Consider the following 14,765-nt stretch of genomic DNA (forward strand, 5'->3'; position numbering starts at 1 on the left):
CTCTACCCTTCCCCGGCCTCATCCGTCATCGTACAGCACGTCGCGCAACCGCGTCAGCGCGGCGTCCGTCGCCTCTGCATCCGCGACCAGCGCCACCCGCACAAAACCCTTGCCCGGATTGAACCCATCCACCTCGCGCGACAGATACGCCCCCGGCAGAATCTGGATTCCCACCCGCGACCACAGCTTTCGGGCCGCGGCCTCGCCATCCTCGACCGGCAGCCACAGGAAAAAACCGCCCTGGATCGGCCGATAGCCCGGAACACTGCCCAGGATCCGGTCGGCGATGTCGTATTTCTGTCGATACAGCGCCCGGCTGGCCTCGACATGCGCCTCGTCGCGCCAGGCCGCCTCGGCCACCTCTTGCAGCGGCAGCGGCAGCGGCGCGCCGGCAAACGAGCGGAGCTGCCGCAAAAGCCGGCTCTGCGTCTCGCCGGCGGCGACGAAGCCCGACCGCAGGCCCGGCAGGTTCGAACGCTTGGACAACGAGTTGAACACCACCACCCGGTCCGTCAACCCCATTGCATCGGCCACTTCCAGCGCGCCGGGCGGCGGCGTGTCACGGTAGATCTCGGAATAGCATTCGTCGGAAAAGACGAGGAAATCGTGCTGATCCGCCAGCCCGATCAGCCGTTCCAGATAGGCGCGATCGGCGATCGCGCCCTGTGGATTGGCTGGCGAACAGATGAAGGCGATGGCAGTCCGGTCCAGCAGATCGGCCGGCAGCGCGGCATAATCGGGCAGATCGCCGGTCTCGGCGATGGCAGGCACAAAGATCGAATCGGCCTGGACGGCCGCCGCCGCGGCCGCATAGACCTGATAGAAGGGATTGGGCGTCAGCACCGCCGGGCGCTGTCCGTTGCTCAACTCGGGGCACAGGGCAAGGACCGCGTTGAACAGCCCCTCTCGGGTGCCGTTCAGCGCCATGATCTGCTGCGGCGGCACCGCGACGCCATACCGCGCCCCGATCCAGCCCGAGATCGCCTCCAGCAGGCCGGACGTGCCCTCGTTGACCGGATATTTTGCGAAACCGCCGATGCTGGTCGAGATCGCATCGGCGACGAAATCGGGCATGGCATGGCGCGGCTCGCCGATGGTCATCACCATCGGCGCCGTGCCGGGCGGCAGGCCGGGTTCGATACCCGACAACAGCGCCCGCAAACGCGGAAACGCGTATTCCGGCAGGTTCGAGAACCGCTCGGGGATTGCCATGTCTGCCTCGCTCTCGGGGTCTGTGCCCCGTTCATTACCCGCGACATTAGCGTCATCAATCGCTTGCGTCCAGCGAAAGCCGGCCCGCCAGCAGCCGCACCGCGCTTCTTCGTTGCCCAAATACCCCTCGACGCGGCCGTCCGCGTGGTCAGGCCCGCAGCGCGGCCTCGGCCCCCGCCGCGACGCGCAGCAGATGCCGGTCGCGCCCGGCATGGCCCATCAGCATCAGCCCGCAGGCCGGCTGACCCGTCGGCAGCGTGACCGAGGGCAAGCCCAGCAGATTGGCGATGCGGGTGTTGCGCAGGGTCAGCATGTTGGCGCGGACGAATTCGGCCTCGTCCTGCATCAGCCTGCCAGCATCGGGGGGCAGGATCGGAACGGTGGGCAGGATCACCGCGTCATGGACCGAGGCGACCTCCTTGATCCACTTGCGCCGGATCCGGGTCAGATGTTCCCAGGCGGCGACGTAATCGGGACCGCTGATCTCGGCACCGCCGCGGAACCGCTCCAGGATCGGCTTCCACATCAGTTCCGGCGCATCCTCGATCTGCGCCCGCCAGATGCCATAGGCTTCGGGCGCGAAAAGCTGCGGCGACAGGGCCATGGCGCGATCCAGCCAATCGGTCGTGACATGGGTGATCGTGGCCCCGGCCCTCGACAGGCGCTGCAGCGCGTCCTCGAAGGCGGTGACCGGGCCTTCCTCGGCCTGATCGAAGGGCAACCCGTCCAGCACCATCAGGCGCAGCCCGCTGACCGTCGCGCCCTCCAGATCGGCGGCGCGGTCGCCCGCCATCAGCGCCAGCAATCCGGCGCAATCCTCGACGCTGCGCGCGATCGGGCCGACCACGTCGAACTTGCGGCACAACGGCACCACGCCCTTTTCCGGCACCGCGTCATGGGTGGGCTTGAACCCGACCAGCCCGTTCCACGCCGCGGGCACCCGAATCGAGCCGCCTGTATCCGATCCGACCGCCGCCGCCGCCAGCCCAAGGGCCACCGAGACCGCGGCACCCGATGACGACCCGCCGGGCGCCAGCGCAGGATCCAGCGCATTGGGCGGAGTCGCCGTGACCGGATTCAGCCCCAGACCCGAAAAGGCCAGTTCGGTCATGTGTGTCTTGCCCAGACAGACCAGGCCCTCGCGCGCGACGCGCGACAGCACCACCGCATCCTTGCGCGGCACCCGGCCCTCCAGCAGTTTCGATCCGGCCTCGGTCACGGTGCCGCCGCTGTCGATATTGTCCTTCCAGCTGATCGCCACCCCGTCCAGCAGGCCGTGGCGCAATTCGTCCTTGGCGCGGTCATGGGCGGCGACGGCCTCGGAGCGGGCGCGCGCCTCGGTCAGCCGTGCATAGATGCGCCTGCCGTCCGGATGGGCCTTCGCCGCCTCCAGATAGGCTTCGGTCTGGTCGATCGGATCCAGCAGGCCGGCCATGATCGCCCGGCCCTGTTCCATCGCTGAGGCGCGCAGCCAGTCCTTCATTCGGAAGTCCCCATTCAAAAATCGACGGCGATGCCGTTCTTCTCGTAATCGCCGAACCGCACCGGCTCCGCGCCGTCCCGGCCGCCATGTTCCTTGGGCAGGGGCGGCTTTTTCGCGGCCTCCTCGCGGCGGCGGGCCGCCTCGGCCAGCGCGCGCCGCGCGGCGGGGGGAAGGTCTGGACGATCGCTCATGGAAACCTCTGCCGAATGGGATTATGGGTCGCGTCACTCTGTCAGAAACATCTAGGCGAAGGAAAGCGGTTTGGCAAAGCCGGGAACGGATGGGGCGCGCAAGGGCGCGCTGCGGCTGCTGCAAGGCGTGCGCGACGGGCTGTCGCTGGCGGATCAGGCTGGCGCGCTGGCCGCCCTGCCTCCTGCCGATCAGGCCCGCGCCGGGCGCCTGGCGGCCGAGGTCCTGCGTCATCGGGATCGCGCCGATGCCGTTCTGGCGCTGCATGTCACGCGAAAGCCCGCACCGCCGGTCGCCGATGTCCTGCGGCTGGCGACGGTCGAGATGCTGGAACTGGGCGGCGCGGCCCATGGCGTGGTCGATGCGGCGGTGTCGCTGAGCCGCGGCCTGGGCCAGCGCGGACAGGCGGCCTCGGGCATGGTGAATGCCGTGCTGCGCAAGGTATCCCGGCATCAGGGCTGGGGCGATCTGCCGCCGCAGCGCCTGCCCGGCTGGCTGCGCGATCCGGTCGTGGCCGCATGGGGCGAGGACGCGGCCCGGACGATCGAGGCGGCACATCAAACCGGTGCGCCGCTGGACCTGACTCTGAAACCCGGCACGACGTTCGAGGGCGGCCTGGCGCTGCCGACGGGATCGGTGCGGCTGCACGTCCCGGCGCAGGTTTCGGCCCTGCCCGGATTCGCCGAGGGCGACTGGTGGGTGCAGGACGCCGCCGCCGCCCTGCCCGTGCGCCTGCTGGATCCCCAGCCGGGCGAACGGATCGCCGATCTCTGCGCCGCGCCGGGCGGCAAGACACTGCAACTGGCCGCCGCCGGTGCGCAGGTCACCGCAATCGATATCAGCGCGGCGCGGTTGAAGCGGTTGGCGCAGAACCTTGCCCGCTGCGGGCTGGCGGCCGATCTGGTCCGCGCCGATGCGCTGGACTGGCGGCCCGAGACCGCGCCCGACGCGATCCTGCTGGACGCGCCCTGTTCCGCGACGGGCACGATCCGCCGCCATCCCGACCTGCCCTTCCGCCGCGACGGATCCTCCATCGCCGACCTGCTCGGCCTGCAGGCGCACCTCATCGACCATGCGCTGTCGCTGCTGCAAGCGGGCGGGCGACTGGTCTATGCGGTCTGCTCGCTGCTGCCCGACGAGGGCGAAGCCCAGATCGCGGCCGCCCTGTCGCGGCATCCCGGCCTGACGGTCGAGACATCCGCGCTGACGGGAACCGACCCTGGCTGGGTCACAACCGGCGGCGGGCTGCGGCTGCGGCCCGATTACTGGCCAGAGCGGGGCGGGATGGACGGGTTCTTCATGGCAAGGCTGCGCCTGTCCTGATCCGCGCCCGACGGCGGCTTGCGCAAGGTGCCGCAGGCGGGGCGCCGGCCGATATCCCGGCAGCCGCCGTCCGGAAGGCCCGCGCCCGCCTCGCGTTGCATTTCCCCCCGTCCCCGCTCATATAGGGGCGCGAATGCGAACAGCCCGAAGGCAGCCCTAGACATGGTCTATCTGGATTTCGAAAAGCCGCTGGCCGATATCGAAGGCAAGGCCGAGGAATTGCGTGCCATGGCGCGCAAATCCGACAATGCGGTCGATGTCGAGAAAGAGGCCGCGGCGCTGGACAAGAAGGCCGGCGATCTGCTGAAGGATCTCTACAAGAACCTCGATCCGTGGCGAAAGACCCAGGTCGCGCGCCATCCCGACCGGCCGCATTGCCGCGACTATGTCGAGGCGCTGTTTTCGGAATACACGCCTTTGGCGGGCGATCGGGCCTTCGGTGACGACCACGCGGTGATGGGCGGGCTGGCGCGGTTCAACGACGCGCCCTGCGTGGTGATCGGCCACGAAAAGGGCAATGACACCAAATCCCGCATCCACCACAATTTCGGCATGGCCCGGCCCGAAGGCTATCGCAAGGCGATCCGGCTGATGGACATGGCCCACCGCTTCGGCCTGCCCGTGATCACGCTGGTCGATACGCCCGGCGCCTATCCCGGCAAGGGCGCCGAAGAACGCGGGCAAAGCGAGGCCATCGCCCGCTGCACCCAGAAAAGCCTTGAAATCGGCGTGCCCCTGGTCAGCGTCATCGTCGGCGAGGGCGGCTCGGGCGGGGCGGTGGCCTTCGCCACGGCGAACCGGGTGGCGATGCTGGAACATTCCATCTATTCGGTGATCTCGCCCGAGGGCTGCGCCTCGATCCTGTGGAAGGATGCCGACAAGATGCGCGACGCGGCAGAGGCCCTGCGCCTGACCGCGCAGGATCTGAAGAAGCTGGGCGTGATCGACCGCATCATTCCCGAGCCCGTGGGCGGCGCACAGCGCATGCCCGCGACCGCCATCGCCGCCGTGGGCAAGGACATCGCCGCGATGCTGAAGGATCTGGCGGGCAGGAAGCCCGCCGATCTGATCAAGGACCGGCGACAGAAGTTCCTGTCCATGGGGGCCTCGTCTCTGGCCTGACGCAGGGCCGAAGCCATCATCCGCCGTCGATGCGATCAGGCCGCCGCTGTCGCGTGACAGGGCCGGTCGAGAACCCGGCCGCAGCCTTTTGCGCGCCGCGACCCGCCCTATTCCGCAGCCGCACCCGAGGCGATCAGCGCCGCGATCTCGTCTTGGGAATATCCGGCCTCGACCAGCACCTGCCGCGTTCCGCCGCCCAGTTTCGGGACCGGGCGATGCACCGCGCAGGGCGTCGCGTCCAGCTTGATCGGAAAGCCCAGAACCTTCAGCGCCGGGCCATCCTGCAAAGGCGCCTCGATCACCATCTGCTGCGCGGCGATCTGCGGATCGGCAAAGACCTGCGCCAGATCCTGCACCATCCCGCAGGGCACCCCGGCGGCGTTCAGGACGGCCAGCCAGTGATCGCGGCTGCGACCCTCCATCCGGCTGTCGATCAGGTCGCGCAATTCCTCGCGCGCCGCCATCCGCTTGCGGTTGGTGTCATAGCGCGGATCGGCCATGACCCAGCCCAGATCCAGCGTGTCCAGGAACCGCTGCAGGATCTGGTCATGCGAATTGGCCACCGCGACCTGTCCGTCGGCACAGCGAAACAGCCCGTAGGGATACACCAGCGGATGATCGTTGCCGGTCCGCTGCGGCACCGCGTCGGTGGCGAAATATTCCGATGACAGATAGGCCATCAGGCTGAGGAGCCCGTTCACCATCGCCACCTCGACCGCCTGACCCTGGCCGGTCCTTTCGCGTCCGATCACCGCCGCCAGCACGCCAAGCGCCGCATAGATGCCCGCGACCAGATCGCTGATCGGCGCCGCCGCCCGCATCGGCGGCCCGCCCGGTTCGCCGTTCACGCCCATGAACCCGCTCATCGCCTGGGCGATGAAATCGAAGGCGGGCCGATCGACATAGGGGCCGCTGCTGCCATAGCCGTTGACGCTGGCCACGATCAGCCGGGGGTTCAGCGCCTTCAGCGCCCCCGGATCCAGCCCCATCCTGTCCAGGGTGCCGGGGCGGAAATTCTCGACCAGCACATCGGCCCCGGCCAGCAGGCGGCGCAGGACCATCTTGCCCTCCTCGCCATAGAGATCCAGCACGACCGAGCGCTTGTTGCGGTTGAACCCCGCGAAATAGCCCGAATGGCCGTCGGTCATCGTGCCCTGTGCGCGGACCGGATCGCCCTTGGGCGGCTCGATCTTGATCACGTCGGCGCCCAGATCGCCCAGAATCATGGTGCAGAAGGGCCCCGACAGTACGCGGGTCAGGTCGATGACGCGCAATCCTTCCAGCGGACCTTTCACCGGTTCAGCCATTGGCGGTCCTGACGCTGTCCATCCGGGCGGTCTGCAGGCGTGGCCCGGCCTTCATCACCTGGCCGGGCAATTCCCGGCCGACAGCGGTCTCGGCCAACTGCGCAGCCGCGATCAGCCGGTCCAGATCGGTGCCCGTCGCGACGCCGCTTTCGTGGAACAGATAGACCAGATCCTCGGTCGCGACGTTGCCTGTCGCGCGCGGCACGAAGGGGCATCCCCCCAACCCGCCGATGCTGGATTCGTAGTGCGTCACGCCCAGCGAAAGCCCGGCATAGGCGCAGGCCAGCCCGACGCCGCGCGTATTGTGGAAATGCAGAGCCAGATCGACGCCGGGCAGAACCGGGCGCAGCGCCTCGATCCGCTGCACCACCAGTGCGGGCGTAGCCATGCCGGTGGTGTCGCCCAGCGTGATGTAATCCATTCCCAGATCGCGATAGGCTGCGGCCTGATCGATCACCGCGGCCACGTCCACATCGCCCTCGAACGGGCAACCGAAGGCAGTGGCAATGGCGCCTTGCAGCGCGACGCCGGTGCCCTGGGCCAGCGCGGCAATCTCGGCGAAACCCTTCAGCGATTCGGCTCGGCTGCGGTTCACGTTCTTCAGATTGTGGCTTTCCGAGGCCGAGGCGAACAGCACCATTGCATCCACGCCCGCCTCGATTGCCGCCGCCGCGCCGCGCGCATTGGGCACAAGCGCCGTCAGATGCGCGTCCTGGCGGTCGCGGAACGCGGCCATCACCTCGGCGGCATCGCGCATCTGCGGCACCGCGCGGGGCGAGACGAAGGATGTCACCTCGAACCGCCGCAGCCCGGCATCCAGCAGCGCCTGGACCAGCGCGATCTTGCGCTTTGTCGGCACGAAGACCGGCTCGGATTGCAGCCCGTCACGCGGCCCGACCTCGGTGATCACGGCACGATCGGGAAAGCCCGCCACCCTGTTCTGCATCCGAACCCCCTTTGTTGGCCAACAGCGTTGCAATTGAATGCCAGACCGGTATACCAACGGATGGGGAGGCGTCAATGACGGCACAGACGAGCATCGGCGAGACGAACGGCGACCGCGATCTGCTGTCGCGGCTGCGTTTTGCGATCCTGTCGCTGGATCTGGTACCGGGCGAAGCGATCAGCGAACGCGCGCTGGAGGCCAGGTTCGCGGTCTCGCGCACCCCGATCCGCGAGGCGCTTTTCAATCTGGTCCGCGACGGGCTGGTGGTGCGCGAGGGGCGCAGCTATGCCATCGCCCCCTTCGACATCGACGAGATCGACGAGGTTTTCGCCTTTCGTGACATCGTCGAGCCGCAGGCCGTCAGGCTGGCCGCGCGCCTGGCGCAGCCGGACGAGATCGTCGCCATTCGCCACAGCATCAATTTCAGCCATGACGAGTTCACGCCGGAACGCTGGCTGGACATGGCTCTGGACTTTCATGTCCGCTGCGCCGCCCTGTCGCGCAATCGCTGCATCACGGCGGCGATGCAGGACGTGACCACGCGGACGCTGCGGGCGCGCTGGCTCAGCTTTGCATCCGACGAAGGCCGCGCCACGACGCATCGCGACCACAGCCGGATCCTGGACCTGATCGCTGCGGGCGACGGCGACGGTGCCGCCCGCGCGGTCCTGGCCCATTCCGCCGATGTGCGGCTGGAAGTTCTTGACACGATCCGGAACGCACGACGCTTTATCGGTCGTCGCGGAGTCGTCGGCGGCTAGACGAACCATCATCATCATCGAGGGAGGACAAGGATGATCTGGAAACTGAACGGATTGAAGGTCGCGGGGATCGGGGCGGCGATGCTGTTCGCCCTGCCAGCCCTGGGCGCCGAATGCATCGCCCCGGCCGATCCCGGCGGCGGCTGGGACTTTACCTGCCGCGAGGTCGGCCGCCTTCTGTCCGAGGAAAAGCTGGTCGACGGCAACGTTCAGGTGACGAACATGCCGGGCGGCGTGGGCGCGGTGGCATGGGCCAATGTGGCCTCGAAGCGGGCCGACGATCCCGAATTGATCGTCGCCACCTCGACCGTCGGCGTGACGCAGATCGCGCAGGGCAAATACCCCTCGGATATCGGCACGATGCGCTGGCTGGCGATGCTGGGCGCCGATGTCGGCATCATCGCGGTCGCCAAGGACAGCCCCTACGAGTCGCTGGACCAGCTGCTGGAGGCGCTGAAGGCCGATCCGGCCTCGGTCGTCACCTCGGGTTCGACCGGGGCGGGCGGCTGGGATCATATCCGCCTGATGATGCTGGCGCAGGCCGCGGGTATCGAGGATCTGACCGGCATCCGCTGGGTGCAGTTCGACGGTGGCGGCCCGGCGGTGACGCAGATGATGGGCGGTCAGGTGCAGGTCGTCTCGGCCGACCTGGGTGAGATCAAGGGCTTTGTCGAATCGGGCGATATCCGGGTTCTGGCTGTGCTGTCGGACCAGCCGGTCTCGGCCTTTCCGGACCTGCCCACGGCCAAGTCGCAAGGCTACGACGTGACCGGCTACAACTGGCGCGGCTTCTATACCGGAGGCGATGTCAGCGACGAGGATTACCAGGCCTGGGTGGACAAGCTGCAAAAGCTCTATGAATCCGACGGCTGGCAGGAAACCGCCAGGTCCAGCGGACTGGAGCCGATCTGGCGCGGCGGCCAGGAATTCGCCGACTATGTCGCCCAACAGGAAAAGGAGATGGCCGATATCTCGCGCCGGATCGGGGTCATTCAGTGACAGACCGGCTGGCCGGACTGGCTTTTTTCGTGCTGGCGGCCGGCTATGTCTGGCTGTCGGCCGGATACACGGCAGGCTTCGGCGATCCGCTGGGGCCTGCCATCTTTCCGCGCGTGATCGGTATCCCGGCCATCCTGCTGGGCCTGACGCTGATCATCTGGCCTGCTCACAACGCCGAATGGGCCGGTTCGGCCGGCCTTGCGCGGCAGGCGGCGGCGATGGCGATCCTGATCGGCTATGCCCTGCTGCTGGAGCCCGCGGGCTTCGTGCCCACGACCTTCGGGGCGGTGCTGGGTCTTGGCCTGCTGATGGGCGCGCCCGTGCTGCCGGGCCTTGCGACGGCCGGTATCGCCGCGCCCGGCCTCTATCTTCTGTTCGACCGGCTGATGGGCCTGCCCCTGCCGTTGCTTGGAACGTGGTTCGGCTAGGATGGACATTCTGAATTCGCTCTGGGCGGGCTTTGCCGTCGCGGCGCTGCCGATCAATCTGGCGCTGATCGTGGGTGGCTGTTTCGCCGGCACGCTGATCGGCGCGCTGCCGGGGCTGGGGCCCGTCAATGGCGTGGCGATCCTGATTCCGCTGACCTTCGCCTTCGGGCTGGACGCCACCTCGTCGATGATCCTGCTGTCGGCGGTCTATTACGGTTGCATGTATGGCGGGCGGATCAGCGCGATCCTGCTGAACATTCCGGGTGACGAGCCCGCGATCATGACCACCCTGGACGGCTTTCCGATGGCGAGGAAGGGTCAGGCGGCCGACGCGCTGGCGATTTCGGGCGTGGCCTCGTTCATCGGCGCGACGCTGGCCACGATCGGGCTGACCCTGTTCGCGCCGCTGCTGGCCAAGGCCGCCATCTATTTCGGCCCGGCGGATTACTTCGCGCTGTATGTGATGGCCTTCGCCACGATCGGCGGCATCACCGGCAGCGATCCCCGCAAGACGCTGCTGGCGGCGCTGCTGGGGCTGATGCTGGGGACGGTGGGCCTTGACCCATCGACCGGGGTGGCCCGCTATACGTTCGGCAGCTTCAATCTTTATGACGGGTTCGATCCGATCGTGGCGCTGGTGGGCCTGTTCGCCATCTCGGAGATCCTGTTCTTCCTGGAAGCCCGGGCCCATGGCGGCGGGCTGGTCCCGAAAGGCAGCGTCTTTCCGCGCTTTTCCCGCATCAGGGAGGGGCTGGGCGCATCCTTTCGCGGCTCGATCATCGGTTTCATCGCCGGTATCCTGCCCGGCGCGGGCGCCTCGCTGGGCGCGGTCATGTCCTACAGTTTCGAAAAGCGGATCAGCGACAAGGGCACCTTCGGCAAGGGCGATCCGCGCGGTGTCGCCGCGCCCGAGGCCGGCAACAACGCGGCCAGCGGCGGAGCATTGATCCCGATGCTGACGCTGGGCGTGCCGGGATCGGGGACGACTGCGGTGATGCTGGCCATGCTGATCTCGCTGAACATCCAGCCGGGGCCGCTGCTGTTCCAGCGCAGCCCGGATCTGGTCTGGGGTCTGGTTGCGGCGCTGTATCTGGCGAATTTCGTGCTGTTGGTGCTGAACCTGCCGCTGATCGGCCTGTTCACCCGCGTGCTGGGCCTGCCCGCCTGGGGCCTGATGCCGCTGGTCGTCGCGATCAGCTATCTGGGCGTCTATGCCATCACCCATGCGGCGTTCGACCTGATGGTGATGGTCGGCTTCGGAATTCTGGGCTTCGTGTTGCGCAAGCTGGATTTCTCGCTGGTGCCGGTGGTTCTGGGCCTGCTGCTGGGCATGGACATGGAAAACAACCTGCGCCGGGCGCTGTCCATCTCGGGCGGGGATTTCCTGATCCTGCTGCAAAGCCCGATCGCGCTGGCGATCTATGCGCTGACGGCGGCCTTTCTGGCCCTGTCGCTGTGGCTGTCGCGGCGCCGGATGATGCCGATCCCCGAAACCGAGGATTAGGCGCCGCCGGGGCGCCGGCCCAGCCCGCCGCTGCGCGAGCGTCGCAGCGACAGGTCAAGCCGGGCCTCGGCCGCCTCGATGCCAAGCACGGCCTCGCGCACGTAATCCAGATGCGTCTGCGCGGCGTTTCGCGCGCGTGCCGGGTCGCGATCCAGAATCGCCTGCGCGATGGCCCGGTGCTGGTCGCGCAGCAAATCGCGGATCGCGGGCAGGGCGAACAGGCGCGCGCGGTTCTTTGTCACGTCGCTGCGCAGATTGCCCGACAGCGCCCGCATGATCTGCAACAGGACCAGGTTGTGGCTGGCCTCGCAGATGTTCTGATGCAGGGCCGCATCGGCCGCTGCCTCGTCGTCGGGATCGCCACCCGCATGGGCCGCGTCGATCCGGTCCAGACAGGCGCGGATCAGGTCCAGATCGACCCGGTTCGCCCGTTCCGCCGCCATCGCCGCCGCCTGGCTTTCGACGATGCCGCGAAATTCGAGGTAGTCGTCGGCCACGTCGGGCCGCGCCTCCAGCAAGGCCATCAGCGGATCCGCGATCGCCTCGCGACCCAGCGACGCCACGCGGATCCCGCGGCCCCTGACAGGCTCCAGCAGCCCGCGATCCGCCAGCATCTTCAAGGCCTCGCGCAGGGTCGGCCGCGACACCTCCAGCGCCAGGGCCAGATCGCGTTCGGGCAGCAGCGCCTCTCCGGGGCGCAGCGAACCTTCGAGGATCAGCGTTTCCAGATGCCGCGCGACAGAATCGGCGGCGCGTTCGGGCTTGATGCTGGGATCGGACATCGGGACTCGCATGATGGGCCGGGCTGGGGCATCCTTTTACGAAACGCTCTGCGCTGCAACCGGAAGACCGGCACATTGACAGCGATGGTCAATTTAATTTACCAAGATTGACCGAAGGGAGGAAGGCCCATGTCCACGATCCTGATGCCACCGCCCGATCCGGCGGTGATCGCCCGCAAGTCCCAGATCGTTGCGGCCCTGCGCGGCGCCCTGCCGGACGACGCCGTGATCGCCGACCTCGAAGAGACGCGGGCCTATGAATGCGACGCGCTGACCGCCTATCGCTGCGCGCCGCTGGCGGTGGTTCTGCCGCGGTCCACCGACGAGGTGGCGGCGGCAATGCGCGTCTGCCATCGCCTGGGGGTGCCGGTCGTGCCACGCGGGGCGGGCACCTCGCTGGCCGGGGGGGCGCTGCCCACGGCCGATTGCGTCGTGATCGGGACGATGCGGCTGAATGCCTTTCTGGACATCGACACCGAGAACCGCTTCATCCGCGTGCAATCCGGCGTCACCAACCTGTCGGTCAGCGCCGAGCTTGAACCCGAGGGCTTCTTCTACGCGCCGGACCCGTCATCGCAACTGGCCTGCACCATCGCGGGCAACATCGCGATGAATTCCGGCGGCGCGCATTGCCTGAAATACGGGGTCACCACCAACAACCTGATGGGCGCGACGGTGGTCCTTTCGACCGGCGAGATCGTGGAACTGGGCGGCCCCGAATCCGGGCCTGCCGGGCTGGACCTTCTGGGCCTGTTCTGCGGCTCGGAAGGTCAGTTGGGCATCGTGACCGAGGCGATCCTGAAGATCCTGCCCCGCCCCGAGGGCGCGCGTCCGGTCCTGATCGGCTTTGACGACGCCGAAATCGCCGGGCAATGCGTCGCCAACATCATCCGGTCGGGCGTGTTGCCCGTCGCCATCGAATACATGGACGAACCCTGCCTGCGCGCGGTCGAGGATTTCGCCCATGCCGGCTATCCCGATTGCGCCGCCGTGCTGATCGTCGAGGTCGAGGGATCGCCCGACGAGATCGCCGACCAGCTGGCCCGCATCCGCCAGATCGCCGATGCGCTGAACCCGGTCGAATTCCGCGAAAGCCGCAATGCCGACGAGGCGCTGGCGATCTGGAAGGGCCGCAAATCGGCCTTCGGCGCGATGGGGCGGCTGGGCGACTACATCTGTCTTGACGGCACGGTGCCGGTGGGACAGTTGCCCCATACCCTGCGTCGGATCGGGGAATTGTCGCGTCAGCACGGGCTGGAGGTCGCCAACGTCTTCCACGCGGGCGACGGCAACATGCATCCGCTGATCCTGTTCGACGCCAACCAACCCGGCCAGTTGGAACGGGCCGAGGCGATGGGCGCCGACATCCTGCGCCTGTGTGTCGAGGTCGGCGGCTGCCTGACCGGCGAACATGGCGTCGGCGTCGAAAAGCGCGACCTGATGACCAGCCAATACGATGCCGCCGATCTGGCGATCCAGATGGAGGTGAAGGATCTGTTCGATCCCGGCTGGCTTCTGAACCCGTCGAAGGTATTCCCGCTGGACAGCAGCGCCAGCCACCGCAGCAGGGCCGCCGAATGAGCGAGACGCTGACCCGCGACGATCTGGCCCCGGCCAGCGAGTCCGATCTGACCGGCCTCGTCGCCGATTGCTTTGCCCGGCAGCGGCGCCTGCGCATCGCGGGCGGCGGCACCCGGGTCGAGATGACCATGAACCGCCCGCGTCTGAACACGGCCGGGCTGTCGGGCGTCGTGACCTACGAGCCGGGCGAGATGACGCTGATCGCCCGCGCGGGCACGCCGCTGCCCGACATCCAGTCGATGCTGGCCGCCGAAGGACAGGCGCTGGCCTTCGAACCGCCGGACATGCGTAGCGTGCTTGGGACCGAGGGCACGCCGACGATCGGCGGCGTGGTCGCCGCCAATGCCTCGGGGCCGCGGCGGCTGCGCGCGGGGGCCTGTCGCGATCATCTTCTGGGCGTGCGCTTCGTCGATGGGCAGGGCCGCATGTTGAAGAATGGCGGCCGGGTGATGAAGAACGTCACCGGGCTGGATCTGTCAAAGCTGCTGGCCGGATCCTTCGGCACGCTGGGCGTCCTGACCCAGGTGGCGCTGAAGACGCTGCCGCTGGCCCCGGCCTCGGCCACGCTGGCCTTCCATGGTCTGGACGTGACCGATGCCGTGCGCATTTCCTCGCAGGCGCTGGCGACCCCGTTCGAGGTCTCTGGCGCGGCGTTTCGCGACGGCGCGGCCTTCCTGCGGATCGAGGGCCTGGACAGGCAGGTGGCCTACCGCCGCGACCGGCTGGCGGCGATGTTCGGCGACCGGCGGATCGAGGTTCTGGACGCCGGCGAAACCGCCCGGCTGTGGCGCGATCTGCGCGATGTCGCGCATTTCGCGGGCAAGATGCCGTTATGGCGGATCCTGGCGAAACCCGGCAATGCGCCGGCGATCTGCACCGCTTTGACGGCGACCGGCGGGCAGGTCTCGCTGGATTGGGGCGGCGGGCTGATCTGGTATGCTGGGCCGGGCGACGCAGGGACGGTGCGCGCCGCCTGCCATCGGGGCCACGCCACGCTGATCCGGCGCGCCGGGCTGGACGGGCCGGCCTTTCCGCCGCTTGCGGGCAAGCTGGCGGCGCTGTCGGCGGGGTTGCGTCAGGTCTTCGACCCGGCGGGCATTTTCAATTCCGGCCTGATGGACCGCTGAC

General features: G+C 68.2%; 14 protein-coding genes. 8 read left to right on the top strand and 6 right to left on the bottom strand.

The genetic code is table 11. The annotated features are described in order from the left end of the window. Nucleotides 1-18: 18 nt before the first annotated feature. From AC13CR_RS06315 to AC13CR_RS06325, 3 genes are all read right to left on the bottom strand, one after another. Complete coding sequence (locus AC13CR_RS06315; protein WP_446233792.1) at nt 19-1,212, bottom strand: aminotransferase class I/II-fold pyridoxal phosphate-dependent enzyme; 1,194 nt, start codon at nt 1,210-1,212, stop codon at nt 19-21. Nucleotides 1,213-1,360: 148 nt separating this feature from the next. Next, nucleotides 1,361-2,695, bottom strand: a complete 1,335-nt coding sequence (locus tag AC13CR_RS06320; protein WP_292959068.1) for an amidase — start codon at nt 2,693-2,695, stop codon at nt 1,361-1,363. A gap of 14 nt (nt 2,696-2,709) precedes the next feature. After that, entirely contained in the window at nt 2,710-2,886 is a 177-nt protein-coding gene (locus AC13CR_RS06325) for a DUF1674 domain-containing protein (protein ID WP_292959066.1), read from the bottom strand. A 70-nt stretch (nt 2,887-2,956) separates the two neighbouring features. On the opposite strand from AC13CR_RS06325, the gene AC13CR_RS06330 reads away from it, so the two are divergent. Next, a complete protein-coding gene (locus tag AC13CR_RS06330) occupies nt 2,957-4,207 on the top strand; it encodes an RsmB/NOP family class I SAM-dependent RNA methyltransferase (RefSeq protein ID WP_414692194.1) in 1,251 nt (416 codons plus the stop codon). Between the two features lie 162 nt (nt 4,208-4,369). Beyond that, entirely contained in the window at nt 4,370-5,329 is a 960-nt protein-coding gene (locus AC13CR_RS06335; protein WP_335661947.1) for an acetyl-CoA carboxylase carboxyltransferase subunit alpha, read from the top strand. 107 nt (nt 5,330-5,436) lie between these two features. Here AC13CR_RS06335 and AC13CR_RS06340 read toward each other — a convergent pair whose 3' ends face one another. Together AC13CR_RS06340 and AC13CR_RS06345 are read right to left on the bottom strand one after the other, a co-directional pair. Then, entirely contained in the window at nt 5,437-6,636 is a 1,200-nt protein-coding gene (locus AC13CR_RS06340; protein WP_292959062.1) for a CaiB/BaiF CoA transferase family protein, read from the bottom strand. Next, nucleotides 6,629-7,582 (bottom strand): hydroxymethylglutaryl-CoA lyase, encoded by a 954-nt coding sequence (locus AC13CR_RS06345; RefSeq protein ID WP_292959060.1) that lies wholly within the window; start codon nt 7,580-7,582, stop codon nt 6,629-6,631. Before AC13CR_RS06345 ends, AC13CR_RS06340 begins: the two co-directional genes overlap by 8 nt. A 74-nt stretch (nt 7,583-7,656) precedes the next feature. Between AC13CR_RS06345 and AC13CR_RS06350 the strand changes: the two genes are divergently transcribed. From AC13CR_RS06350 to AC13CR_RS06365, 4 genes are read left to right on the top strand one after another with little or no spacing between them, the layout of a single operon-like run. Then, nucleotides 7,657-8,343, top strand: coding sequence for a GntR family transcriptional regulator (locus AC13CR_RS06350; RefSeq protein WP_292959058.1), 687 nt, complete (start codon nt 7,657-7,659; stop codon nt 8,341-8,343). Nucleotides 8,344-8,376: 33 nt separating this feature from the next. Further along, nucleotides 8,377-9,342, top strand: coding sequence for a Bug family tripartite tricarboxylate transporter substrate binding protein (locus tag AC13CR_RS06355; protein WP_292959056.1), 966 nt, complete (start codon nt 8,377-8,379; stop codon nt 9,340-9,342). After that, nucleotides 9,339-9,770, top strand: coding sequence for a tripartite tricarboxylate transporter TctB family protein (locus AC13CR_RS06360; protein ID WP_292959054.1), 432 nt, complete (start codon nt 9,339-9,341; stop codon nt 9,768-9,770). Before AC13CR_RS06355 ends, AC13CR_RS06360 begins: the two co-directional genes overlap by 4 nt. 1 nt (nt 9,771) lies before the next feature. Beyond that, the gene (locus AC13CR_RS06365; protein WP_292959052.1) at nt 9,772-11,274 is read left to right on the top strand and encodes a tripartite tricarboxylate transporter permease; all 1,503 of its coding nucleotides are present in this window, start codon (nt 9,772-9,774) and stop codon (nt 11,272-11,274) included. On the opposite strand, the gene AC13CR_RS06370 is transcribed toward AC13CR_RS06365, so the two are convergent. Further along, complete coding sequence (locus AC13CR_RS06370) at nt 11,271-12,056, bottom strand: FCD domain-containing protein (RefSeq protein ID WP_292959050.1); 786 nt, start codon at nt 12,054-12,056, stop codon at nt 11,271-11,273. The two genes, AC13CR_RS06365 and AC13CR_RS06370, sit on opposite strands and share 4 nt — an antisense overlap. Nucleotides 12,057-12,194: 138 nt before the next feature. On the opposite strand from AC13CR_RS06370, the gene AC13CR_RS06375 reads away from it, so the two are divergent. Together AC13CR_RS06375 and glcE are read left to right on the top strand one after the other, a co-directional pair. Beyond that, nucleotides 12,195-13,637: an FAD-linked oxidase C-terminal domain-containing protein gene (locus AC13CR_RS06375; protein WP_292959100.1), complete on the top strand. Its 1,443-nt coding sequence runs from the start codon at nt 12,195-12,197 to the stop codon at nt 13,635-13,637. Next, nucleotides 13,634-14,764: a glycolate oxidase subunit GlcE gene (gene glcE / locus AC13CR_RS06380; protein WP_446234654.1), complete on the top strand. Its 1,131-nt coding sequence runs from the start codon at nt 13,634-13,636 to the stop codon at nt 14,762-14,764. Before AC13CR_RS06375 ends, glcE begins: the two co-directional genes overlap by 4 nt. Nucleotide 14,765 lies beyond the last annotated feature (1 nt).

The organism is Paracoccus sp. L-17 (genome assembly GCF_056857655.1).

Bases quoted from the DNA above. Each gene is read 5' to 3' on its own strand.
- AC13CR_RS06370 (WP_292959050.1), bottom strand. From the start codon at position 12,056: ATGTCCGATCCCAGCATCAAGCCCGAACGCGCCGCCGATTCTGTCGCG.
- AC13CR_RS06365 (WP_292959052.1), top strand. From the start codon at position 9,772: ATGGACATTCTGAATTCGCTCTGGGCGGGCTTTGCCGTCGCGGCGCTG.
- AC13CR_RS06355 (WP_292959056.1), top strand. From the start codon at position 8,377: ATGATCTGGAAACTGAACGGATTGAAGGTCGCGGGGATCGGGGCGGCG.
- AC13CR_RS06350 (WP_292959058.1), top strand. From the start codon at position 7,657: ATGACGGCACAGACGAGCATCGGCGAGACGAACGGCGACCGCGATCTG.
- AC13CR_RS06320 (WP_292959068.1), bottom strand. From the start codon at position 2,695: ATGAAGGACTGGCTGCGCGCCTCAGCGATGGAACAGGGCCGGGCGATC.
- AC13CR_RS06315 (WP_446233792.1), bottom strand. From the start codon at position 1,212: ATGGCAATCCCCGAGCGGTTCTCGAACCTGCCGGAATACGCGTTTCCG.
- AC13CR_RS06335 (WP_335661947.1), top strand. From the start codon at position 4,370: ATGGTCTATCTGGATTTCGAAAAGCCGCTGGCCGATATCGAAGGCAAG.
- AC13CR_RS06340 (WP_292959062.1), bottom strand. From the start codon at position 6,636: ATGGCTGAACCGGTGAAAGGTCCGCTGGAAGGATTGCGCGTCATCGAC.
- AC13CR_RS06325 (WP_292959066.1), bottom strand. From the start codon at position 2,886: ATGAGCGATCGTCCAGACCTTCCCCCCGCCGCGCGGCGCGCGCTGGCC.
- AC13CR_RS06345 (WP_292959060.1), bottom strand. From the start codon at position 7,582: ATGCAGAACAGGGTGGCGGGCTTTCCCGATCGTGCCGTGATCACCGAG.
- glcE (WP_446234654.1), top strand. From the start codon at position 13,634: ATGAGCGAGACGCTGACCCGCGACGATCTGGCCCCGGCCAGCGAGTCC.